Origin of the sequence: Photorhabdus kleinii, assembly GCF_025384885.1 — a bacterium.
GTDB classification, from domain to species: domain Bacteria; phylum Pseudomonadota; class Gammaproteobacteria; order Enterobacterales; family Enterobacteriaceae; genus Photorhabdus; species Photorhabdus kayaii.
This window is the reverse complement of record NZ_JAJAFY010000015.1, coordinates 51,177-76,918: the sequence shown is the minus strand read 5'-3', so window position 1 is coordinate 76,918 and position 25,742 is coordinate 51,177. Positions and strand designations below refer to the sequence as shown.

Here is a 25,742-nt window from a genome sequence, read left to right as displayed (position 1 = left end):
TTGATTTTGATATGAGTTTGGCGACGATTATCAGATCATAAATGAAGCCTTTTTGCTATCTAAAATATACGGTTACTGCTTAAGATCCTGTATATGAGTTAGTGGCAGAATTCTTTTTTGTGATTTCAGTTATAAAAATCCATTTGAAAAAAAATAGTTCTGTTCACCTTCAGCACAGTACTGCTATTTTAGTATTATTGTATCTTCTTGTAGAGCTTCTGTATTAAATCATTACCTATTATTCAGTTGGAAATATAGAGGTGAAGACTTGAGCAATTTTGTATTCTCGAAAAACCATCTGAATCCCTTTCAATCTCAGTTGGAGGAACTTGATTCAAAATTAGTTCCTATTGAGGGAGATGTTCCTTCAAAGTTAAAAGGTACTTTCTTTAGAATTGGTCCCGGTCGCCTGCACAGGGGAGACGAATATTATAATCATCCATTTGATGGAGATGGGATGATATTTAAAGTAACGTTCAGTGATAATGGGGTATTCTATAGAAACAGACATGTATTAACAAAGGAATACTTAAGAGAGGAAAAAACTCAAAGGTTACTATATCGCTCAGTTGGAACCGTCCCCAAAAAACTAAAACTCAGGATGAGATTTTTTATTATTAAAAATCCGGCAAATACAAATATTGTGTACCATTCTCATAAACTTTTGGCGTTATGGGAAGGAGGGATGCCACATTTAATTAATCCGGTAACTCTTGAAACAATCTCAAAATATGACTTTTCTGGAAAGCTAAGAGCACGATTTTCTTTCCTCCCCAAACTTAACCTTCGTGAAGTACCCTTTACAGCACATCCTAAAAAAATACCAGATAATGATAATTTATATGGATTTGGTGTGACATATGGTATTGGATCTAAGTTGACGCTATACAAAATAGACAATACCGGTGACATGACTGTTATATGCAACATTCCGCTTAAGAAAAGGTACTTAATTCACGACTTCATAGTGACAAAAAATTACTTTTTATTTTTTTTAGGTGGGCCGCATATAAATCTTAAGTTGAGGAACGTAATTGGCAATGAAAGCATACTTGCATCTATGAATTCACGTGAAAATGAAGATGGCAGGGTTCTTTTAGTTTCAAGAGAATGCCATGATGCGAAATTCTATGATGCAGCTCCTGGATTTATTTTTCATTTCACAAATGGCTATGAAGATGCCGATGGGAATGTGATTTTTGATGCCTCATTTTGGCGGTCATTCCCAGTATTTACACAGAATATATTTAAAAATAATAGTTCAGAACTTTGTCGTTTTACTTTATGCACTGCATCCGGGAATGTCGATAAAGAAATTTTATTCAGGGGGAATACTGATTTTCCAGCCATAAACCCTACAGTTTGTGGTAGAAAGCACAGATATGCCTGGTTCGTTTGCTGGGGGGATTCTGAAAGTGAAGAGAAATCAATAACTAAATTTGATTTTTTTGACAAGAGTGTAATAAGCCACAGTTTTGATAATGATTTGCCTGAAGAACCTGTTTTTGTAGCCAAAAAGGGTTCTGTTAAAGAAGATGATGGTTGGCTTATTTTTAAGGTTTATGTCGAAAAATTGCACTGTACAGATGTCGTGGTTTTAAATGCTGATGATCTCTCAATGGTGTGCAGATTGCGTTTGCCGCACCATATTCCAATGGGAATGCATCACTGCTGGATAAATGAAGTTATGCTGGAAGCCTAAAGCCTAAAGCCTAAAGCCTAAAGCCTGTAGTAGTAATATAAACTTATCATTGTTTTTCAAATAGTTTAGTGAAATTATTTACGTGATTCGGGAAATATTTATGAACGTTAGTACTGCACGAGTTATGAATTACGAAGAGACATTACTGGAGTTACAGAGTGCACTACAACAGCACCTAGAGCTGGTACTTCCTTCAGGAGCCCCGGATGACAAAGTCTGCGCAGCCATGCGAGAAAGTACACTAGTGTCTGGAAAACGTATCCGCCCCCTCTTATTATTGCTCATAGTCCTGGATCTTGGAGAAAACCCCTGGAAGACTGACTTTCTACAGCTGGCATCTGCAATTGAAATAGTACATGCAGCCTCATTAATTCTAGACGATCTTCCCTGTATGGATAATGCTGAGCATCGGCGCGGACGCCCAGCTATTCATCGGCAGTATGGTGAAAGTGTAGCGATCCTGGCGGCTGTAGCCTTGCTGAGCCGGGCTTTTGGTCTCATTGTAGAAACAAATCTTTCTGAATACGATAAATCTGCTTCTGTCGCCATACTTTCTCATGCAGTTGGTTTAAACGGTCTTGTCCAGGGGCAGTTTCGCGATCTGAACAATACATTATGTACAGGTAATTATCACACCATTGCGGCCACCAACGATTTAAAAACCGGTTTGCTTTTCGACGCAACATTTCAGTTAGCGGCAATTGCTGTGAATGCACCTGATATAACTCGTCAGGCATTACGTCATGTATCACAACATTTGGGGCAGGCATTTCAATTACTAGATGACTTGAGCGATGATCTAAATAATACGGGGAAAGATATGTCTCAGGATAAGGAAAAGTTAACAATGGTTACACTGCTCGGAAAATCTAAAGTGCATGAGCATTTACGCAGGCACATCAGATACATTGATAAATATTTGGCGGTAGCGTGTCGCAGAAATTTAGCCTCACGATATTTTATACGATATTGGTTTGATAAAAATATTGCGATGTTTAATTAATTTCAACCTTGGCCAAAAAAATGAAAAAGATCGATCACACTCAACGTAAAAATGAGCATCTGGATATTATATTCCATTCTCCTCAAACTGAGACCCAAGTAAAAACAGGGTTTGCTGAGTGGCGATTTCAGCATTGTGCTCTGCCAGAATTGGATCTGGACAGAATAGATCTTAAGTGTTCCCTCTTTGGAAAAATTTTGCAGGCACCATTGCTCATAAGCTCGATGACTGGAGGGGTTCATCGTGCTCATGCGATTAATCACCATCTTGCAGAAGCAGCTCAAATATTGGGAATTTCAATGGGGGTCGGGTCGCAACGTGTTGCTCTTGAAAATGAAGCAAACGATGGGCTTAGTCGCTCACTACGTCAGATAGCTCCTGATATTCTCCTTTTCGCTAATTTAGGGGCAGCCCAAATTCGTGGCGAACACGGGTTTAATTATGCTCTGCGAGCAGTACAGATGATTGAAGCCGATGCTCTAATTATCCATCTGAATCCGCTACAGGAGGCGCTGCAACAGGGGGGAGATCGTAACTGGCGCCATATTCTATATGCTATTGAACAACTCGTAACAAAACTTGGGGTTCCCATAATTGTTAAAGAAGTAGGTTCAGGTTTATCGCTGCCTGTCGCACACCAATTGGCAGAAGCTGGAGTCAGTATGCTGGATATAGCCGGAGCTGGAGGAACCAGTTGGGCAGCGATTGAAGCAGAACGAGCATCCACACCGTATCACCGCGCATTAGCTATGGCATTTGCTGACTGGGGGATCCCAACCACGACAGCACTGCGTGAAATACGCGAGGCACTTCCAAATATGCCACTGATCGCCTCTGGTGGTATCAGAAATGGTGTTGATGCTGCCAAAGCTTATTGCATGGGGGCACAATTGGTCGGCCAAGCCGCTGCCGTCATACATAGTGCAGCCCTCTCCACAGATGCAGTTATAGAACATTTCCAATTAATTATTGAGCAGATAAAAGTCGCCTGCTTTTGCACAGGAAGCACTGATATTGCTGCGCTGCGTACAGCTGTTCTGCTACCAACATGAGCTTTTCCGCTATGATTGCATATCTTTAATCTCTTTCAACAAACACAAATTTCCGTGATGTATATGACTCTTGATGAGGTTAGTAACTTTGTGATTGCCGGAGGATCAACAAAATGATGTACGACTGGGATCTGATTTTGGTGGGGGGAGGATTGGCTAACGGACTGATCGCGATGCGTCTCCAGCAGTGTAAACCACATCTCCGAGTGTTGATGATTGAAAACACAGAAACAATAGGAGGCAATCACACGTGGTCATTTCATCAACATGATCTTACTGAGGCGGAACATGGGTGGATAGCACCGCTGATCACCTATCGCTGGTCAGGTTACGACGTAATTTTTCCAGCATTTCAGCGCACATTGCCACATTCATATTTCAGTGTCACGTCCCAGCACTTTGCAAACATACTCCAAGCATATTTGGGCGAGCGTATACAGACTCGTTTATTAGTAAAGGAGCTAACTCCACAGAAGGTTTACTTACAGGACGGTTCGGCTCTAAGTGCAGGCGCAGTCATTGATGGGAGAGGCTGGCGACCAGGACCATTTATGGGGAGTGGTACCCAGGCATTTTTTGGTCAGGAATGGGAACTGGAAGAATCGCACTCTTTAACCCGCCCGATTTTAATGGATACCAGTGTGGGACAGAATACAGGTTATCGATTTATCTATGTCCTACCGTTTTCCTCAACTCGTCTGCTGATAGAGGATACTCATTACGTTGATCGGGAACCACCAGATAAAACCTTGTCACAGGCAACTATCGCAGAGTACGCGAAGAGGCATGGTTGGAAACTGGGTAAACTAGTTCGAGAAGAGAGTGGTTGTCTCCCGATTACACTTACGGGGGATTTTACCTCTTTCTGGGCACAACTAGCAGGCCAGCCCACCAGTGGGTTACGTGCAGCTTTGTTTCACCCCACAACAGGCTACTCTCTGCCACACGCTGTTCGGTTGGCAGATCGTATTGTTACTCTGCCAGAGCTTACCGATACCTCCTTATTCATTACCCTCAGGGATTACGCACGGCAGCAGTGGCAAAACCAGCGCTTTTTCCGTCTTCTAAATCGCATGCTCTTCCTCGCTGGGGATCCACAACAACGTTGGAAAGTGATGCAACGTTTTTATCAACTTTCCCCAGATCTGATTGCACGTTTTTATGCAGAGCAACTTAATTTCGTCGATAAGGCCCGGATTCTCATAGGTAAACCGCCGGTGCCGATAAAGGGTGCCCTAAAGGCAATGTTTAAACAACACAAGAAGCTTCAGGGTTTTTATCATGATTAAAGCGCTGGTAATTGGTGCTGGTTTTGGTGGGCTGGCGCTGGCAATAAGGCTCCAGTCTGCGGGAATTCCGACATGTATTTTGGAACAACGGGATAAACCAGGTGGACGCGCTTATTTTTATAAGGAACAGGGGTTCACCTTTGATGCTGGCCCCACCGTAATCACCGCTCCCAATGTCATTGAAGAATTGTTCACACAGGCTGGTAAACGTATGGCTGATTACGTCGATTTACTTCCCGTACGCCCTTTTTATCGGCTCTGTTGGGAGTCGGGCAAGATGTTTGATTACGACAATGATCAGCAACATCTGGAAACACAAATCCATACGTTCAATCCAGGTGATGTTAACGGGTATCGACGCTTTCTGGACTATTCTCGGAAGACCTTTGATGAAGGCTACCTGAAACTTGGAACAGTGCCCTTCCTCTCTTTTCGCGACATGCTGAGTGCAGCTCCACAGTTGGTACGTCTACACGCATGGCGTAGTGTTTATCGCCAGGTGGCACACTATATCAAGGATGAGAGTCTGCGCCAGGCATTTTCATTTCACTCGCTACTGATAGGAGGTAACCCCTTTGCTGTATCTTCTATCTATACTTTGATCCACGCACTGGAACGAGAATGGGGAGTCTGGTTTCCGCGTGGAGGAACCAGCGCCTTGGTCGAGGCAATGGTGAAATTGTTTACTGACATTGGTGGAAAAATTGAGCTTAATGCAAAAGTAAAACGCCTCACCACTCATGGTAATCGGGTCACAGGCGTACAATTGACTGATGGACGAAATATGACATGTGACGTTGTGGCCTCAAATGCCGATGTTATTCATACCTATAAACATCTGTTGGGTCAGCATCCGGTCGGAATGGCCCGCGCCCGAACACTGGTACGTAAACGAATGAGCAACTCACTGTTCGTGCTTTATTTTGGTCTGAACCACCACCATGCCCAATTAGCCCATCATACCGTTTGCTTTGGTCCACGCTATAAGGAACTCATCGAAGATATTTTTTATCATGACCGACTGGCGGAGGATTTTTCGCTCTATCTCCATGCCCCCTGTGTTACTGACCCATCCCTTGCTCCCCCAGGGTGCGCAAGTTACTACGTTCTGGCCCCTGTACCACACTTGGGGACAGCTAATCTCAACTGGGATATCGAGGGGCCACGCTTACGCGACCGTATTTTCGCGTATCTGGAAAAGTACTATATGCCCGGTCTGCCCAAGCAGTTAGTCGTTCATCGTATTTTTACCCCATTTGATTTTCGTGACCAGCTAAATGCCCATCTAGGTTCGGCCTTCTCCTTTGAACCGTTGCTGACACAAAGCGCCTGGTTCCGACCACACAATCGGGACAGCCGTATTGATAATCTGTACCTTGTCGGCGCAGGAACGCATCCTGGAGCGGGTATTCCCGGCGTAATTGGATCAGCAAAAACCACAGCTACATTGATGTTAGAGGATATAGCCAGATGAATCCTGCGCTACTTAAACACATTACTCAGATAATGGAGCAAGGCTCAAAAAGTTTTGCCAGTGTCACCCGACTTTTCGATACGGCAACACGGCACAACACAATGATGCTGTACGCCTGGTGCCGTTATTGTGATGATATAATCGACGGGCAAGAGTTGGGGAGACAAATAAGCAATGTTGATAAGTATGACGCCCACGAGAAACTTCAAATGCTGCAATATTTGACGAGGCAGGCTTATGACGGCTTGCCGATGACCGAACCTGCTTTTGCAGCCTTTCAGATAGTTGCTCTGAGTAATGAAATCCCTCAGCAACAGGCCTTCGAACATCTGGAGGGATTCGCGATGGATGTACGCGGCGATCCTTGCAGAACGTTAGATGACACTCTGAGATATTGTTACCATGTCGCGGGAGTAGTTGGGCTGATGATGGCAAAGGTGATGGGGGTTCGCGAGGCGAGTGTGCTGGATCGGGCCTGCGATCTAGGAATTGCTTTTCAGTTAACTAACATTGCTCGGGATATTATTGAGGACGCGAAGACCGGGCGTTGCTACCTTCCGCTAGAATGGCTTTACCAAGAAGGGCTAATGCCGGACACACTTATTTATACCGAAAACCATCCTGCGCTAGCTCGGGTGGCATCCCGATTGATTGTGGAAGCGGAGTCTTATTATACCTCTGCTCTGACAGGGCTTGCTGGTTTACCTTTGCGTTCAGCCTGGGTCATAGCTTCTGCTCATGGTATCTATCGTAAAATCGGCATTAAAATACAGCAAGCAGAAGCACAAGCCTGGAAGTGCAGACAAAAAACTAATCGTAGAGAGAAAGTTACCTTATTAATGGCCGGTGCAATGCAGGCGCTTATGTCTCGGGTGGCAATCATAACGCCACGCGATCCCAAATTGTGGCAGCGGCCTCATTAAAAATTAACACCCTTTGTTGTGTAGCACCCTGCATTTCGTCACCTAAACAGAGATGTTAACTATGAATGTCAATAATGGGTTAAAAATGGGCCTTCCACATTTTGAATGTAAGTGTCCAGCAAGCAACCGTCTCCCATGTCTGAACTCTTGTCGATAGCGTAGACGTCAACCTGTTGCAGAAGAGCATATGTTTAGGTAAAACAAGAGTGGCTGGCGCAAAGTAGGTTATTTCCCCGCAACCAGCCTTTTCCTGACATGCCACACATTCTTCCCTCTTTCGAGGTTCAAACCCATTACTGGATAAGGATTAGTCAGGCTTGTAATAGGCGCTCCAACAGCCTATGATTATCACATCTAAACATTAAAGCCCTTATTTATAAGGGCTTTAATGAATATTTTTTACATTTATTGTCTGAGGTAAATCCTAAAATGGTAGTTCACATAAACTGTCATAAAAACAACTCAACCAATTGAAAAAATTGATAATAATATCTTAGAATCCAGAAAATGTTAATTTTAAGACTATTTTAGCGAACTTTTATCGAACTCTTTTCGAAAACTGGCAGATATATGTAAGGATGGAATCTTTACACTTTTCCGACAGGGCAACCCTAAACTAATACATAACTTCTAAAGCTTTTCCCCAAGCCACCTAGCATGTCGCCCTAATCAGCATAACATCAGCAATCAGCGTCTTCTGACAGAGGCTCTTCTTCTGAAGCCTTCTGCCTAATACTCTCTTGCCGTTAAGCTTTGCTTAAGGTAAAAAGTTGAGCTTAGGATGACACAACTAAGATCAATATCTTTTCATACCGATTTAAACTTATATAATGAACACTATCAAAGTTTACAATTGAGAAAATCATGAACAATTACTTCAATATGAGAGTCCATCAAATGATACGGGCGCGGCATATCGCCGCACTCATTCATTGGAGTAAATTCAATTGGTTAGAAGCAGAGCATGGCGGCGCCATCAAATTGTTCGTTTAAAAGCTAAGCGAGTAAAGTATCTTCTGTCAGTGCACCAAACTCATAACGATATAGGGAAAGTTTATACCACTCCCTGCCCATGTTCCTGTTACCTTTGCGGACACCAACGGATACATCATGGTCAGAATATTCAAGAGCGACGAGCGCGACTGCTGTTCACATAACACCGTTTTCCAATAAGATGACACGGTGCTGGATAAGTAGTAAAACCAAAATACATATTCAATACCGTGTACATCATAGTAGATTGAAAACCTAAAGGCTTTTTATTTCCAACTTCCTGAAAAATTGGCATTTTTAGAGCTTGGAGCATGTAAAGGCTTTTTCATTTTTACTGTCATGGGGAATGGGAAATCCACACCCAGCATTAAGGCTTCACCTTGTCCTAAAACAGGAAGAAAAGAGGCAGAACGCTGATCAATTGCACCTACAGCCTTTTTAACAATATCCTGGTCAAGCTGATTAGTTAGCCTATGTACTATAAGAGTACCTATCTGACTCAAAACATCTTCTGGAATATCACGTGGGCGCTGAGTTGCGATAATGGTATTTAAACCATATTTTCTACCTTCTTTGGCTATATTTCCAAATGCATCCAACTCAAACTTGTTTGAATCCTCACCTACTTTTTTATTCAAGAATTGATGTGCTTCATCAATAAATACCAAAAGAGGTTTTTCATGACTTATAAGTCCTTTTCTAGCAACAGAAAGAAGTTTTCTTCCGATTGCATTAACAAGTATTTCACGAGAGTTCGCTTCAAATGGCACTTCAGATAGATCTAACCTGATAATTTTTGATTTACTGTCAACCCCGCAAAACTCGTCGATTAGATTAGGTATTGTTTTAAGTGTATGATCAACATCGATCATCCATTTCAAATTCTGGTTACCTGAGTAAGATTTAATACGAGAGATAAGATTCAAACAATGCCCAACATCATTATCCGCTCTACCGCCCCATATTGTTGAATTAGGATTCGCCGAAGTTCCACCGTTCGGCCAGACACATTCATTCACTATTTGATCTGCAATACACTTAAAGACCCAAGGAGCCGATTGAATAAAATCATTCATAGATAACAAAGCTGTCTCATATGGAAGTTTTTGTTGCCCAGATTTATTAAGAAGATTCTGTTCCGTTATATGAAGATTATGTCCAACTTGATTATTATACTGCCAAACTATTTTCTGACTCTCAATTGCAGCATCTAATTTTGGTGATTGACTCTGAGCTGATGGTCTTAGAAAAGCACGAATATCTGAATCAGTAAACTGCCAATGTGGAAAGGTTAATTTATTATCCTGATTAGCATTAACATGATTACCTACATAATAACTTTCACAATTCAATGACTCATATTCACCAGTAGGATCTATTATAATTGCCCTCCCCCCAGCATCGCGTACTTGCTCAATGATATTTGTCATTGAGTAACTTTTACCTCCGCCGGTGGCACCTAAAATTGCACAATGTCTTGAAAATAATTTCTCAGGAGTGATATGTATGGTTACAGATGAGTCATTAGGAAAAGTTGCAAGTGGTAAATATATTTTGTCGCGTGAGTCATCTTGCTTTCCCTCTGCAATTACAGATACCAATTCAGGATGCGCTGAGTATATTTGACTACCTAATCTTGGATGTTGTTTGATTCCTTTATAATTTCTACCATTTATAGGATTTAAACTAACCAACAGTTGAATAAGGCCAATAGGATGATTTTCTGAGGGTTTATCTGCTAAGCCATCTACACTTAATCTTTCACCACCTTCTATCCATACTTTAACTAAACGACCGAGTATCGCAGTTTCACCCACGTCAATAAATACAAACTCATTGACTTCCCCTGCTGCAATTCTATTTCCAAAAGACCAACTTGGTTCACCAGAGCCCGCCTTAGAAAGATTCGCAATTAGTTCTGTGGCAGAAACATTGATTACACTTCCTATACGTCTAATTGGATCATACGGGGAAAACCATTTGTTCTGTTCCATAAGCACCCCCTTCTATTTTAAGTTCGCTGTTATCTTCTCAAACGCCTTAAAAAGCTCATCTTCTGGGGTCGTAGATCTGCGCTCAGGAAGTAGTTTTGAAAATTGTTCAAATGTCGAATCAACAATAGCTATTCTTCCGTCCCCTTGATTTACCGCAGCTATTAATAACTTTCTGATTTCATGGTTAAAAGAGCCATTTTCATTGAATGGTTCTTTTGTTGCAACCATTAACATGAATTCAGGATTTGTCCTGAGAGCCATTGTCAAGGCGTTATTTATATGTTTATCATTAAAACCAAATCCAAGGCATAGAACAGCAGTTCTTGGTTGCTTTAACATTTCTAAAAATGACGTCATCATATCTAAGTAAGGGGAATCATAGGAAGTTTGATACTTACTACTACTTGGATAGATAAAAACCGGCTCTCCTTTCTGACTCTCGACTCCTAATTTCTGGACTCGGCCATTAACTCTCCTCCAGTCAACAGAACCATGCATCTTATAAAGATGCAGTACATTAGGAATATAAGCACCCTCACTATTTCTAGAATGCCGTCTATTGACGACATCATAATTAAACCACATTGGGTTAAAAAATGAGGGATTGGTAAATTCAAAACCATCAATAACAACGAAACCAACGTTAGATGCCGATTGCTCGAAAGCTAAATCATAGTTTGTTGTAAATATTTTCAACCTTTGTTGCTGGGCACTCCTCCTAGCTACTGCCCGGATAAATTTGTCATGGCTAATCCAGTCAGTCGCATCGTGTATTTTATCTGCAAAGTTTGTTCTTTCTAGTATTATTTTCTTGGCTCTTTCAAGAAAACGTTCAACCTGATTTTTCCGTTGAGCGGAGAGATTACCAACTGATAATGACGAATCACAAAGTGACAGCAACAATTCAATATCTGGTTTAACCTTACCATGCTCATCTTTTACATGCTGAAGTGCGTTATATTTCGTTGCTGCCAAAACCAGTCCAAATAAATGTATATCATCTTCCTGGCAGTAATCCCAAAGATGCCACATGCTTGGAGCTACAGGATGAAGTCCCTGCTTGTTAAAAGTTAACGAAGTGCCTGAACCTGCTAAAACAACAAGATTTTCAGCATCCAACAGTTTATTTACAAATCGATAATATGGAGTAAACTCCTCATCGAAATCATCACTATCTAGGTTCAATTCAATTGGTTCAACCTGATTTGAATCAGGATTTCTTTTTATATCAGAAGATATAAAACCGATCTTGTTTTTATTTTCCATACTTCCTCTCACGGAATTAATAGAAACGATAAAACTTAAGAAATTTTTAACTTTGCATTTGCAAGCATTAGAATCACTTTTTACTACGTAAAACATGAAGATGTAAAGCAAACCGATTAAATCATTTTGCTGCATTCAATACGAGTAGCTTAAAACATTTTTAATGGAACATCTAACGCCTATAAACGCCCAGATGGCGGGATCTCCTTATCAAACGGCTTCAGGATCTGAGCAGTTTCGGTATGTGAAGGCAACATGGCCTCTTCCAGTGGTTTTTTGTCAACACTGAGCATTTGTATACCCTTTTGACGAATATGGAAGGCAATCTGCTGCCAGCGGCGCAACCATCGCTCCTCTTTGAGTTTATAAGCTTCTAGCTCGGTTTTAAGCCGTTCAACCTCAACTTGAAGCTCTTTAGCTTCTTTTGTTGCCTGATCCTTGGTTTTGACCAACCCCCCTGACAATAGTCTCTTGGCGTTGTCATAAGCAGCTTTGATTTCGGACTTGGCCTGAAGCGATTGCCGGCTAAAGCCAAAGCGTTCTTCCAGCACTGCCCAAGTGAGCTTTGATCCAAATTCACCCAACGCCCATCGTTCCAGATCGGCTATGATGGAGTTGATGTCACTGTCGGACATGCGTCTGAAGCGCTTAACCATTCTCTACCTCATTCAAATATTGCTCAGGGTCGAAGTGCTTCACCCCGTTATCGGCCAGTTGTGCGGCCAGCGTTTTGAGTTTTTTGTCGTTGTGGGCCAACCAATCAGCACTCTTTTTTGGCTTATTGCTGCTCAACTGTTTTTCAGCATTTTGGCGTGCCAGCATGGTAAGCGCATATTGTCGCTTCTGCTCGTCCAATCGACCTTTATCATCTTTAGCCCATATGTAGTCTTTACAGTCTGCCGAACATTGTAGATGGCGCTCGCAAGGTGTTTGAGAGAAGTTGTGAATGCAGATACCCGTACCCACATCATGCACGGCCTGAATTCGTGCTTTGAGAATGGCATCTTGCACCTCCACTGGTACCACTTTGATTTTCTCAGCCAACAGCCCACCGACCAAGCCTTTCTTAATGTCTTCGCGGAGCATCAACACTCGTTTTTCACGGGAGGTATGCTGATAGGCTTTGGTATCTCTGGGATTAGTTCTGCCAAACCATTCAGTTTGCAGCAGATCGCTTAAACCACCTTCATCAAGCAGGGTATTGAGCGTGTGACGGAAGTGATGACTGGTAAAGTCTACCTCGATACTGTTTGAAGCGTATTCGGCGGCAAGCACGGGGAAATAGCGGAGGAAGGTGGTGAACATAGACTGACTACAGCTTGTCGCCAGCCAGTGGGCGTAGGTTCCACTGGAAAGCCCGAGCGTACGGATGAATAAAAGATCTTTTAAATAGTATTCTTTGCCAAACTGATCAGTGTGCAAGACTGATAGCAACGCGCCAGAGAAATCACGAAAACAATATTTTTTTATACCCGCTTTATTGGTGTAGTAAATGGGGTTGCTAGGCTTAACTCCCCGTTTAGTCAAGGCGCCACGATCTGGCCAAGCAAGGTTTTTCTTCCTGAGCCAACCCGTAGAAACCAGCACCGTATGACTTATACCCATTTCTGTTAAATCAGCAGCATATAGTCTTTTGTCTTCAGGTATGGCAGCCAAGAACCTCAAGTCTGGCCCACCGACCTCGCACATTTCTTTCGCTGTTGAACGCGTCTGTTTAGTGATGTCTGCCAACTCAACAAGCACATCACCGACGATCGAGATCACTTCTGTCGGCAAGTAGAGCCTACGCTTTGGCGTGAACGTATCACCTCGGCTAGCTTTTCTCGGAAAATATTCAATATAGGCATTACCCTCATCATCAAAAGACAGCTGTTGATTGGGCATCAATGAAACTTCACTGAATCGACGCCCAGTGCAAGCAAGCAGCGTCAACATCTGAACATAAAATCGATATTTATGATCTTTGGGAACATTTAAATAAAGCTCGCCAATGACTCGAAACACAGCAGGATTGATAAGTTTGTCCGATTTCGTCTCCAGAACCTCAGGATCATCCAACCTTTTATGATTGAGTGATGTGGCACCATGATTAGAGTAAATGTTGGCATATGCCGTTGCCCATAGGTCGAGATTACTACACATCAATTTATGCAGCTTTTTAACCTTATGACCTTGCACACTTGCTTTGTTAATACCACTTAGAGCTTTGAGTGTTCTTTCTGATAGCACTGACTATCGAACCTCGCTTCTATTAGTATCGTGTCTAACTGCCTCCTTTCCCCCTTACACCCAAGCTTTCGAGACAAATTACTCAGTCACTTATACTCGGATTTCAGATCGGATTGAAACCGATTGCTACTCCATTACAGAGCTACATTGGGTACTATGGAGACTCTGTCATCATATTGGTTGTTTAGTTCAAACCAACTTAGATGATCCCGCATTTCTCTGTAGTCAAGATGTGTCCTACTTAGGTTCCACTTACGTCCAATTTCCACTCTCACCGAGCAGGTGCCAAAGTTGTTGGATATGACAACCTTCTAGCTATAACCTTCTAGCTATAATTGTCATAAACTTTGGTAAGACTCCTAAACTATCGTGAGTCAAAGATATCCCGAAACCCACTATGAACTATGATTCAACCAATCAGGCTTAACCTTATAGGACTTGCAATGACTGGCGCAAAGTAGATAGTTTCCCCGCAACCAGCCTTTTCCCTGACATGCTGCACTCCCCTTCCTCTTTCGAGGTTCAAGCCTATTACTAGGCAAGGATAAGTCAGGCTTGCAATAGGCTTTCCAACAGCCTATACTTGTGATTATAAATAAACATAAGCATTTGATTTACAAAGAAAAACGGCGCACTCAGAACGGAATATCATCATCAAAATCCATTGGTGGCTCATTGCTTTGTGGAGCAGAGGATTGAGCAGGACGCGAAGGAGCGCCGCCGCCGCTGAACTGCTGAGATTGTTGCTGTGGTTGTGGCTGCTGTGGCTGTCCCCAACCGCTGCCTTGTGGTTGGCTATCCTGGAAACTACCACCACCAGCACGACTTCCCAACATCTGCATGGTACCACCCATGTTTACCACCACTTCTGTGGTGTAACGCTCCTGACCGTTCTGATCCTGCCATTTGCGGGTTTGCAGAGAACCTTCAATATAAACCTGTGAACCTTTACGCAGGTATTCACCCGCGACTTCCGCCAGTTTGCCAAATAAAACAACCCGGTGCCATTCAGTCTTCTCTTTCATCTCGCCGGTCTGTTTATCTCGCCAGCTTTCAGAAGTCGCCAGAGTAATGTTAGTCACTGCACCGCCGTTTGGCATATAGCGGACTTCCGGGTCTTGCCCCAGGTTACCGATTAAAATAACTTTGTTTATGCCTCTGCTGGCCATTGGGAATACTCCTGATGAAATGAATTTCTACAATTATTAAGCAACACAGTTTAACATGCGACGCTAAAAATGAAACGCAACCGCTTTAAAGCAGACTTTGCGAAGCTCACCGTAATTTAATTCCGTACTTATTACATTATTTCACTTAAACACTGTATATCTAATCAGTCAACTCTGTGTAATAATAACTCACTTATTTAATTATGCACGTATGAATAATCCGGGAAATGATTCATGGATAACATCGAAGTTCGGGGCGCACGTACCCACAATCTCAAAAATATCAATCTGATAATTCCCCGAGACAAGCTGATCGTTATCACCGGTTTGTCCGGCTCAGGTAAGTCTTCTCTGGCATTTGATACGCTTTATGCCGAGGGGCAACGTCGCTATGTAGAATCGCTTTCAGCTTATGCGCGCCAGTTTCTGTCACTGATGGAGAAACCCGATGTTGACCATATTGAAGGATTATCCCCGGCCATTTCTATTGAGCAGAAATCCACGTCCCATAACCCACGCTCAACCGTAGGGACTATTACCGAAATTCATGATTATCTGCGTTTGCTGTTTGCCCGCGTAGGTGAACCTCGTTGCCCAGACCACAATATTCCATTGACGGCACAAACTGTTAGTCAGATGGTAGATAATGTGCTAACACTGCCAGAAGGTCATCGCCTGATGTTGCTGGCGCCTATCGTCAAAGAGCGAAAAGGCGAGCATACTAAATTGTTGGATAATCTGGCAGCACAAGGTTATATCCGCGCCCGTATTGATGGTGAAGTCTGTGATCTATCCGATCCGCCGAAATTAGAATTACAGAAGAAACACACCATTGACGTGGTCATTGATCGCTTTAAAGTTCGTGCCGATCTGGCACAACGCCTCGCTGAATCTTTTGAAACAGCGCTGGAACTTTCAGGCGGCACCGCTATTGTCGCCAATATAGATGATAATACAGCCGAAGAGCTGATTTTCTCCGCTAACTTTGCGTGTCCTGCATGTGGCTACAGCATGAGTGAACTGGAACCTCGCCTATTCTCTTTTAACAATCCTGCCGGTGCTTGCCCAACTTGTGATGGTTTAGGTATTCAGCAATTTTTTGATCCTGATAGAGTCATTCAGAATGGTGATATCTCTCTAGCCGGTGGAGCAATTCGTGGCTGGGATCGCCGTAATTTCTACTATTTCCAGATACTATGTTCATTGGCAGAACATTATAAATTCGATATCGAAGCACCCTTCAATTCCCTCGGCACCAATATTCAGAAAGTGGTGTTGTACGGTTCCGGTAAACAATCCATCGAATTTAAATACACCAATGACCGTGGTGATACCACAGTGCGTAACCATCCGTTCGAAGGTGTACTGCATAATATGGAACGCCGTTATAAAGAGACGGAATCCACCGCCGTTCGGGAGGAACTGGCGAAATATATTAGTAATCGTTCATGTATTTCCTGCCACGGAACTCGTTTACGTAAAGAAGCCCGTTACGTATTTATTGAGAATACCACTCTGCCGGAGATCTCTGATTTCAGTATCGGCCATGCGATGGATTTTTTCCAAAACATTAAACTCAGCGGTCAACGTGCACAAATTGCTGAAAAAGTACTGAAAGAGATCCATGACCGTCTGAAATTCCTGGTTAATGTTGGTCTGAATTATCTGACGCTCTCCCGTTCTGCCGAAACTCTGTCCGGGGGCGAAGCTCAACGTATCCGCCTTGCCAGCCAGATTGGTGCAGGTTTAGTGGGAGTGATGTATGTACTTGATGAACCTTCTATCGGGTTGCACCAACGGGATAATGAACGCCTGCTGGAAACGCTAATCCACTTGCGCAATCTGGGAAATACCGTGATTGTGGTTGAGCATGATGAGGATGCCATCCGGGCGGCCGACCATATCATTGATATCGGCCCCGGTGCAGGTGTTCATGGCGGTGAAATCGTCGCGGAAGGCACAGTTAAAGACATTATGGTGAGCAAAGATTCACTAACAGGTCAATTCCTGAGTGGAAAGCGTGAAATTACCATCCCAGAGAAGCGTATCCCGGCAGATCCGAAAAAGGTGCTGAAACTGATCGGAGCGAAAGGTAATAACCTGAAAAATGTGACGTTCAATCTGCCAGTTGGGTTATTTACTTGTATTACCGGGGTTTCTGGTTCCGGTAAATCGACGTTAATCAATGATACGCTGTTTCCAATTGCCCAACGCCAGTTAAATGGCGCAACCAATATCACCCCTGCGCCTTATATCGATATTCAAGGGCTAGAGCACTTCGATAAAGTGATTGATATTGACCAAAGCCCGATTGGCCGAACTCCCCGCTCTAACCCGGCAACTTATACCGGCGTATTCACACCCGTCCGTGAATTGTTCGCTGGCGTACCTGAATCACGCGCCCGTGGTTATACACCCGGACGATTCAGTTTTAACGTCAAAGGTGGGCGCTGTGAAGCTTGCCAAGGTGATGGCGTTATTAAGGTAGAAATGCACTTCTTGCCTGATATTTATGTCCCTTGCGATCAGTGTAAAGGTAAGCGTTATAACCGTGAAACACTGGAAGTCAAATATAAGGGCAAGAATATCAATGAAGTATTGAATATGACGATCGAAGAAGCGCGTGAATTCTTTGATGCAGTTCCTGCTCTGGCCCGTAAACTGCAAACCCTCATGGACGTTGGCCTTTCTTACATCCGTCTGGGTCAGTCAGCAACAACGTTATCAGGTGGTGAAGCGCAGCGAGTAAAACTGGCACGCGAACTATCCAAACGCGGAACTGGGCAGACGTTATATATTCTCGATGAGCCAACAACAGGTTTGCATTTTGCTGATATTCAGCAGCTATTAGCCGTTCTGCATCAGTTACGCGATCAAGGGAACACCATTGTGGTTATTGAACATAACCTTGATGTGATTAAAACCGCTGACTGGATCGTGGATCTTGGCCCAGAAGGAGGTAGCGGTGGTGGTGAGATTCTGATTTCTGGTACACCAGAAGAGGTCGCCGAATGTGAGACATCACATACTGCGCGTTTCCTGAAACCTATATTGAAGAAAGAAAAATAATTTGCAAACAGGGGCGATTTAAGCCCCTTTATTCCTTCTGGCGACGACTCCTCAAGCCTTCAAGGTAGACCCCATTTAACCAACTTGAGGATGGAACTTAAAGCATAACACCGTTGTTTTACCCACGGTTTTCCCAATAACAACAAGCAATTTTCGCTGCCAATTCAGCGTTATTAAGTACCAACTGCATATTGGCAGACAGGCTATCACCCCCAGTTAATTCAGCCACTCTGGATAACAAAAACGGCGTACACGCTTTTCCATTTACTCTCTGTTCTATGGATTCGCGTACTGCCTGTTCGATAGCAGCGTTGATCTCCGCTTCCGGCATGGCGTATGGCTCAGGGATAGGATTGGCAATCACCAAACCGCCCTGTAATCCAGTATTCCATTTTACTGCCATCGCCTGAGCTATCTGTTCTGGAGAATCCAAACGAATATTAACGGGAAATGGACTGGTACGACAGAAAAACGCCGGCAAAACATGAGCCTGATAGCCAATTAATGGTACACCGTGAGTTTCAAGATATTCTGTTGTCAGGCCAAGATCCAAAATAGATTTAGCGCCAGCACAGACTACCGCGACACTGGTTTTCGCTAATTCCTGTAAATCGGCAGAAATATCAAAAGTCTGTTCCGCTCCACGGTGCACACCACCAATACCGCCAGTAGCGAAGATTCTAATCCCGGCCATAGCAGCAATAATCATGGTAGAAGCAACCGTCGTCGCGCCATTTTTTCCTGCCGCGATAACAAAGGGTAAATCACGACGACTGACTTTAGTTATCTTGTCACCTTCTCTAGCCAAAAACTCTATTTCTTCATGCGACAGACCTGCTTTCATAATCCCATTGATAACAGCAATTGTTGCAGGAACAGCACCATTTTCCCTAATTTTCTGCTCAACTTGTAGCGCAGTCTTTACATTTTGTGGATAAGGCATTCCATGAGCAATAATGGTAGATTCCAGCGCCACAACTGGCCGGTTATTCTCTAAGGCCTCTGTAACTTCCGGGGAAATATCCAAATATTCATTGGTAATAGCATGATTTTTCATAAAATTGTAATTCCAACAGTTTTTGGACACTGCCATTTGACAGATTTGGATTATTGGTAAATTCGCAAGAAAGTGTGAGTGCAGAGCATCCTTGAGCAAAGCGAACACTTTCCGCCAACGTCATATTTTCTAGCCAGCAGTTCACCAGTCCAGCCATCATGGCATCTCCGGCACCTGTTACATTGACAATCTTGATATTGATGGGAAGTGACCAGCCGGCCACACCATCGCTTTCACTAAAGTAGACACCCTCTACGCCCATGCTGAGTACTAACCGCTGCACACCTTGATCGTGAAACCACCGCGCCACTGCCGGGACATCGGTAGGTTGTGTAATTTTCATTCCACTCAGCGCTTCCGCTTCCAGACAATTAGGTTTTAAGGTGTGGATATAGGAAAGCCAGTTTTTAATCTTAGGTGCTTTAAATGCGGATACTGTATCCACAAATACCGGCACCGTTCCGGCATTAGTCAACAACCAAACCAAAGTTTCTTCAGATAAATTGCAATCAATAACCAATACGCCGGCGTGCTGAATAAGATCACAATGATTCGCTAACAACGATGGCGTCAGTTTTTCCAAAATATGCATGTCATTGATGGCGACTAACATCTCACCACCGTCATCTAATAAGGAGACATATGTCGAGGTATTTTCACCATAAAGCTTATAGCAGTAGTCGATATTAACGCCTGCGCATCTGGCCTGATCCAGTAAAGTGCTACCATAGAAATCATCGCCAACAACAGAAATAAGATGACATTCTTTACCTAATAACGTGATATTTTGGGCAATATTTCTGCCTACACCACCAGGGGTACATTTTATTTTTCCTGGGTTAGAATCTTGATAAATGAGTTTATTTGATGTATAACCGCAAACATCCATATTAATAGAGCCAACCGCTACTACATAATTGTGGTCAGATAAAATATAACCTTTCCCTTTTATATATCCCTTATTCATTAAATTCATAATATGACCAGCAACCCCCGAGCGACTTATACCTAAAACGTCGGCAATTTCCTGCTGTGGAATCAACGGATCTCGTCTCAGAAGTTGCAATATTTGTTTTTCCCGATTCGTCATTTTTGGACACTTGTTTGTTCTTAAACACACGTTTGTTTTATGTGTTAAAAGCAAAACAGTAAAGCAGGATTTTTTATTTTACAATGAAGTTGGGATAACGATCGTAAGAGTATATGACTGGATTACCAACACTATTTTATGTGATAACCATCAAGTTAAATCCTACTGGAATAACCCTTCCTCCAGCATATTAAGAATCGGCTAGTGTTTTATACTAGAAATAGATTTAATAAAACAAAGAAATAAGAAAAATCTTATTGGAAGCTAACAAATGTTTGGGTATACCTTGAAATAGTCAGGATCGTTTTTTACCATTTGAAACACGTTTCATGAAAATTTGATTTATTTCACAATAAATAACAAAAGCTGAACCCCACTCAGATGATAATATTTTTGGCAAAGTGCTAAATTCACCAAAGCTTGATTATCGAGTCTGTAATTTATATCTGTATATTAACACGATGAATTGTTCTCTGCATATATTAACCTCTCATTTATAGTTAATTAATGAATTGATATAGTTACAGCCTAATTTATCTAGCATTCTATTATCTTGATGATTATCCGTTAATATCCAAATTGCTCCTTTCGCGAAATTAAAATAAACTAAAAAAACTGAGTTCTGTGAAATATAGAACTCAGCTCTTGGTATCTATCTGATTTTTTGGACATCTTACGTTAGTAAGGTTTAAGTCAGAACAAATAACTACCATTTATCTCGGTAAGCAAATCCAACAAAATAATCATATTTTTTTAAGTCAATATGATGAACAAAATAAGGCTGAATAACTTGAATCCATCCATCTCGTACCTCAAAAACTCCTTGATTAATTGTCTTATCAATCTCTAAACCCAGTTTTTCAATAATAGAACCATCATCATCAAAATCCTTTGAGTTTTCTTTCCCTACAAGATAATCTGTTTTTTTATCAAACCACTCAAGTCTTAACTTTAATCCCATTTTTCTACCTCACAAATATTTCTTTATGTTTCGTTTTGGATTAGCTGATTTTAATGGTTTCCCCGTATTGGGATCAAAAGAACCGATGTGCTGCCCATCACTGGCTCTATAACCTTCCAATTCACCTTCTTGATAGTCCCATTCATAAATCTTGCGGCCCTTTTCTCCGATCCAGCGCTTTCTTAGCCCTCCCCCTCCTTGCCGTGGTGTTTTGGGACGAGTTTCCTTTAAATCACTAAATCCTTTAATATCTTCCGTTTCTGGAGCATCATGATAACGATGTCCATACTCTTTAGTTATTTTACTTTTCCTGTCCTTATCTTCCTTTCTGGCCTTATCCAGGTTCTTTTCTGCCTCACTTTTTGCTTGTTCCGCTTTTTTACGGTTTTCCATTGCAATGTTAAATTCCCTTTGCACTGGATTTATTTTCTTCCAAGCGTCTAGCAACCGACGACCAAAACGTTCATAGTATATTGCTTTTAAAAGTGCTGCACTCGTTTGTATTAGAGATTCTTTAGGATCTTTAATATCCTGTAATTTCTTAAAATCTGAAAGCGTCATAGCAGATATGTATGCTTTTACTCCTTCTTTTAAAAGAATATCCAAACCTTTTTTGTCATCCGTTTTTATCTCTACTTTAAGTTTCTTCCCATCTATCTCAATATCCTTTGTATAAACAAGTGGATTTTTTACAGGATCTGCCAACGCTTTTCCTTCCGGAGTATTTTTTACTTGATTTAATATCTTCAGCTTTTCCTGATAAATTTTATCAAGTGGTTTTAATACCTGCTCTGCTTCATATAGTCGCCGTTCCGCCGCTTCAACAGGATGTTCTTTCTCCCACTTTTCCTGCTGCCGCTTCGCTTCTGCGGCCTGTTTTTTCATTTCTTCCGGTTTCAGTACTGTCGTCACTGAAACATACACTGGCTCTGCATTTGAACCCACCGGAAAATGGACAATTGCATCTACCGTATTTTTAACCGGCGTGGGTGTATATGATGTGACTGGCACATTAGCTACAGGTGTCACCTCTTTTCTACTAAATATATTTTTTCTTGGGGGATCACTTATTCTGATATGCACTGGAGGCATACCCGGAACCACTTTTGCGGTAAAAACATTCTGTCGTTTAGTTTTTTCCGCTTTAACTACAGGCACATTCACAGCTTTAGTCGGTGTTCTAACAATTGCCAATGTCTGCTTATCTTTCTCAATGACATCCTGTACTTGAATATCAGTGACTACACTGGACATTGTAGCTAGCTTAGATACTGGCATTTTTGTAACCTGACTAGCTTGCATTGCCTGAATAATCATCCTCTGCCGTTCTGCCTTAAACTTTGCATCTTCAGGTACGTCTAAACTCTTCGGCCACATAGCTCCTACTGCCACACCAGCAAAACGTCCTGCATAGGGTGCAGCGTCCAATGCAACACTTGCCAATCGTGCTAATATTGAACTCACAGTGCCAGCTATCTGCTTTTGGAATAATGTAAATCCCCACAGCCCATCAATTAGAGCAATATTCATCGGCTGAGCACCGATAGCCGCTGATGCCTGTGCCTCTGGAAACAAGGATAGATTCACCCCCTTATTTTTTCCTGTACGGTCAACCCGTTCATTATTTCCTGAGTTTCCACCGCCACCTCCCCATCCTCGATCAGAACTGCGACCTGATGTCACAGTCATTGTGTCATGATTAGCTAGAGCCTCTCCGTCCCCTCCTTTACTACTTACCATCTGCATATTATGGTCATGGTCCTTTCTATCTCCCTCACCCATCGTATTCTCCTCTTTTATCAAATAAAAAGCACACAGAATCACTGTATATGCAAACAGAAAATTAGAGCAAAAACAGATTTATCTCAAGTAATAATGATTATCATTATTTATGTAATAGTAAACGCTATTTAAGATTAGTGATATCAGTTACTAGTTTCACTAATAATTGCGAGCTGAAAAAACATAAGAATAAAAATATTAAAATTCAATTAGTTGAAGCAAAAAGCAAGCGCACCATATTATGGTGCGCTTCTAAGAAGGGATGACTGTTATTCTACAAAATTGTCGATCATTATCATCAATAGCAGATTATTTATATTAGAATTTATTACTTATTTACTGCCGCAAATGTCTCAGCAATACGTGCAACATTACGATGGTTAACACCCGCCATGCAGACTCGACCATTACCAACCAGATAAACAGCAAATTCTTGACGCAAGCGATCCACCTGTTTCTGGCTAAAACCGGTATAACTGAACATTCCGCGCTGTTTCATAAAATACTCAAAGTTTTTCTCTGGTAATGCCGTTTTCAGAGCATCCACCAGCACCGTACGCATTTCCAAAATACGCAAGCGCATATGCTCAACTTCTGTCAACCATTGCGCTTTCAAAGCAGGATCAGTCAGTACTTTCGCCACAACCTGCGCACCAAAATTCGGTGGGGTAGAGTAGACGCGACGTACACCCGCTTTTAACTGCCCCAATACCCGCTCTTTGGTCTGTTCATCATCACAAATAACAGACAAACCACCCACACGCTCACCATACATAGAAAATATCTTGGAGAAAGAGTTACTCACCAGACAAGGCAAACCGGCTGTCGCCATAGCACGAATGGCATAAGCATCTTTTTCCATACCATCCCCAAACCCCTGATAAGCAATATCAAGGAATGGCAAGAGTTCTCTCTCTTTAACAATCTGAACAACCTGATCCCATTGATCATAGGTCAGATCCGATCCGGTTGGGTTATGGCAACAAGGGTGCATCACAATAATGCTTTTTGCCGGCAACTTCCTGAATGTTTCCAGCATTTCATTGAATTTTACCCCTTTAGTCTGTGTATCAAAATAAGGGTAATAGTTCACCTTGATACCAGCTCCCGCAAAAATAGCGGCGTGGTTTTCCCAAGTTGGATCACTGCACCACACTTCTGAATCAGGGAAATAACGACGCAGAAAATCAGCACCAATTTTAAGGGCGCCAGAACCGCCCAATGATTGAATCGTTGCCACTATCCGCTGTTTCAACACCGGATGATCTTTACCAAATAACAGTTCCTGAACCGCAAGACGATATGATTCCAATCCCTCCATCGGCAGATAAAGAGAAGCCGTCTGTGACAACGCTCTAAGCTGTTCTTCTGCGGTAGCCACTGCCTGCAATTGCGGAGTCACACCCTGCTCATCGTAATACAGCCCAATACTCAGATTAATTTTTTCCGCACGAGGATCTTTTGTAAACTTTTCAGCCATCGAAAGAATAGGATCACCAGCATAAACATCAACATTCTGGAACATCAGGCTCTACTCCTTATCAGTCAGTTAGTTAATAAACAATATAACCTACAACATCATTCGTCCAGGTATTCCATTACCACTCTGGAAGTGAGTTTAGTCACCAGCTCATAAGTAATGATACCGGTGCGTTCAGCAATCCGCTCCACCGGCAGCACATCTCCCCAGAGGACCGCTTCATCACCCACTTTATCTGTCGCATCTGGCCCTAAATCAACAGAGATCATATCCATTGAAACACGGCCAGCAATCGGCACTTCACGGCCATTAATATGTATTGGCGTTCCTGAAGGCGCACTGCGCGGATAACCATCACCATAACCGATAGCCACAACGCCAAGACAAGTATCACGTTCACTGACCCAGGTCCCTCCATAGCCAACCGACTCGCCAGCTTTATGCTTACGAACAGCAATTAAGCTCGACTTTAAGGTCATTGCTGGGATCAAGTTAAAATCCACGGCCGTTTTATCAGACAATGGCGACACACCATACATCATCAGCCCAGGACGCACCCAATCTTGATGGACTTCCGGCCACAACAGGATACCTCCCGATGCATCAATAGATTTTTCTCCCGGTTTGCCAGCACAGAAAGCCTGAAAACAGGCTATCTGCTGGCAAGTGGTATCTACCGTTGGCTCATCAGCCCGGCCAAAATGGCTGACAATATTGACAGGCTGCTGTACATTTTGACAACGACTTAGCCGTTGATAAAATTCTTCCGCATCTTCCGGCCTTACACCTAAGCGATGCATCCCGCTATCCAGTTTCATCCATACTTTTACCGGATGAGATAACTTAGCTTGTTCCAGTGCTTCCAACTGTTCAACACTGTGAACCACAGTTTCAATATGGTTAGCAACCAATACTGGCAGGTCAGTCGCATCAAAGCATCCTTCCAATAACAGAATCGGTTTGACGATACCACCATGACGCAACGTCAATGCTTCACCAATTCGCGCTACACCGAAACAATCGGCATCGTCCAGCGTATGTGCTGTCTCCAGTAAACCGTGGCCATAAGCGTTTGCTTTCACAACTGCAATCAGATTGCTTTTAGGAGCAAGCTCCCTTACCCGTTGCAAGTTATGTCGCAGAGCGCGGCGGTCAATAACTGCGGTTGCCGCTTTCATTCTATTCCTTAAATTTATTATTCTTTGGTAG

Annotated in this window: 18 protein-coding genes; 7 read left to right on the top strand and 11 right to left on the bottom strand. The window is 42.6% G+C overall.

Annotation, left to right across the window (positions count from 1 at the left end; translation table 11 throughout):
* Nucleotides 1–268: 268 nt before the first annotated feature.
* The 6 genes from LG003_RS09965 to crtB all read left to right on the top strand — a co-directional run bounded on the left by LG003_RS09965 (nt 269) and on the right by crtB (nt 7,443).
* A complete protein-coding gene (locus tag LG003_RS09965; protein ID WP_262980650.1) occupies nt 269–1,702 on the top strand; it encodes a carotenoid oxygenase family protein in 1,434 nt (477 codons plus the stop codon).
* Nucleotides 1,703–1,802: 100 nt separating this feature from the next.
* The gene (locus LG003_RS09960; RefSeq protein WP_112877449.1) at nt 1,803–2,705 is read left to right on the top strand and encodes a polyprenyl synthetase family protein; all 903 of its coding nucleotides are present in this window, start codon (nt 1,803–1,805) and stop codon (nt 2,703–2,705) included.
* Between the two features lie 20 nt (nt 2,706–2,725).
* Nucleotides 2,726–3,757 carry a type 2 isopentenyl-diphosphate Delta-isomerase gene (fni, locus tag LG003_RS09955; RefSeq protein ID WP_112877447.1) on the top strand — a complete coding sequence of 344 codons (1,032 nt, stop codon included), beginning with the start codon at nt 2,726–2,728 and terminating at the stop codon, nt 3,755–3,757.
* 113 nt (nt 3,758–3,870) lie between these two features.
* Complete coding sequence (gene crtY, locus LG003_RS09950; RefSeq protein ID WP_262980649.1) at nt 3,871–5,046, top strand: lycopene beta-cyclase CrtY; 1,176 nt, start codon at nt 3,871–3,873, stop codon at nt 5,044–5,046.
* The gene (locus tag LG003_RS09945) at nt 5,039–6,520 is read left to right on the top strand and encodes a phytoene desaturase (protein WP_262980648.1); all 1,482 of its coding nucleotides are present in this window, start codon (nt 5,039–5,041) and stop codon (nt 6,518–6,520) included. The genes crtY and LG003_RS09945 overlap by 8 nt, the downstream gene beginning before the upstream one ends.
* On the top strand, nt 6,517–7,443 hold the full coding sequence (crtB, locus tag LG003_RS09940) for a 15-cis-phytoene synthase CrtB (protein WP_262980647.1): 927 nt from the start codon (nt 6,517–6,519) through the stop codon (nt 7,441–7,443). Before LG003_RS09945 ends, crtB begins: the two co-directional genes overlap by 4 nt.
* Nucleotides 7,444–8,702: 1,259 nt before the next feature.
* On the opposite strand, the gene LG003_RS09935 is transcribed toward crtB, so the two are convergent.
* From LG003_RS09935 to LG003_RS09915, 5 genes are all read right to left on the bottom strand, one after another.
* Entirely contained in the window at nt 8,703–10,430 is a 1,728-nt protein-coding gene (locus LG003_RS09935; protein ID WP_262980646.1) for an ATP-binding protein, read from the bottom strand.
* A 12-nt stretch (nt 10,431–10,442) separates the two neighbouring features.
* Complete coding sequence (locus LG003_RS09930; RefSeq protein WP_262980645.1) at nt 10,443–11,831, bottom strand: SIR2 family protein; 1,389 nt, start codon at nt 11,829–11,831, stop codon at nt 10,443–10,445.
* 44 nt (nt 11,832–11,875) lie between these two features.
* Nucleotides 11,876–12,352, bottom strand: coding sequence for a protein kinase (locus LG003_RS09925; RefSeq protein WP_262980644.1), 477 nt, complete (start codon nt 12,350–12,352; stop codon nt 11,876–11,878).
* A complete protein-coding gene (locus tag LG003_RS09920; RefSeq protein ID WP_262980643.1) occupies nt 12,345–13,925 on the bottom strand; it encodes an integrase in 1,581 nt (526 codons plus the stop codon). Before LG003_RS09920 ends, LG003_RS09925 begins: the two co-directional genes overlap by 8 nt.
* A gap of 635 nt (nt 13,926–14,560) precedes the next feature.
* Nucleotides 14,561–15,094, bottom strand: coding sequence for a single-stranded DNA-binding protein (locus LG003_RS09915; protein WP_112895396.1), 534 nt, complete (start codon nt 15,092–15,094; stop codon nt 14,561–14,563).
* A 234-nt stretch (nt 15,095–15,328) separates the two neighbouring features.
* Between LG003_RS09915 and uvrA the strand changes: the two genes are divergently transcribed.
* A complete protein-coding gene (uvrA, locus tag LG003_RS09910) occupies nt 15,329–18,163 on the top strand; it encodes an excinuclease ABC subunit UvrA (RefSeq protein ID WP_262980642.1) in 2,835 nt (944 codons plus the stop codon).
* 118 nt (nt 18,164–18,281) lie between these two features.
* On the opposite strand, the gene LG003_RS09905 is transcribed toward uvrA, so the two are convergent.
* The 6 genes from LG003_RS09905 to alr all read right to left on the bottom strand — a co-directional run bounded on the left by LG003_RS09905 (nt 18,282) and on the right by alr (nt 25,711).
* Complete coding sequence (locus tag LG003_RS09905) at nt 18,282–19,220, bottom strand: pseudouridine-5'-phosphate glycosidase (RefSeq protein ID WP_262980641.1); 939 nt, start codon at nt 19,218–19,220, stop codon at nt 18,282–18,284.
* Nucleotides 19,195–20,310: a PfkB family carbohydrate kinase gene (locus LG003_RS09900; protein ID WP_262980640.1), complete on the bottom strand. Its 1,116-nt coding sequence runs from the start codon at nt 20,308–20,310 to the stop codon at nt 19,195–19,197. Before LG003_RS09900 ends, LG003_RS09905 begins: the two co-directional genes overlap by 26 nt.
* A 706-nt stretch (nt 20,311–21,016) precedes the next feature.
* Nucleotides 21,017–21,271 (bottom strand): colicin E3-like toxin immunity protein, encoded by a 255-nt coding sequence (locus tag LG003_RS09895; RefSeq protein ID WP_112877424.1) that lies wholly within the window; start codon nt 21,269–21,271, stop codon nt 21,017–21,019.
* Between the two features lie 9 nt (nt 21,272–21,280).
* Nucleotides 21,281–23,053, bottom strand: coding sequence for a colicin-like bacteriocin tRNase domain-containing protein (locus LG003_RS09890; protein ID WP_262980639.1), 1,773 nt, complete (start codon nt 23,051–23,053; stop codon nt 21,281–21,283).
* Between the two features lie 328 nt (nt 23,054–23,381).
* Nucleotides 23,382–24,578, bottom strand: a complete 1,197-nt coding sequence (locus LG003_RS09885; protein ID WP_112877418.1) for an amino acid aminotransferase — start codon at nt 24,576–24,578, stop codon at nt 23,382–23,384.
* Between the two features lie 53 nt (nt 24,579–24,631).
* Nucleotides 24,632–25,711 carry an alanine racemase gene (gene alr, locus LG003_RS09880; RefSeq protein WP_112877417.1) on the bottom strand — a complete coding sequence of 360 codons (1,080 nt, stop codon included), beginning with the start codon at nt 25,709–25,711 and terminating at the stop codon, nt 24,632–24,634.
* Nucleotides 25,712–25,742: the final 31 nt, after the last annotated feature.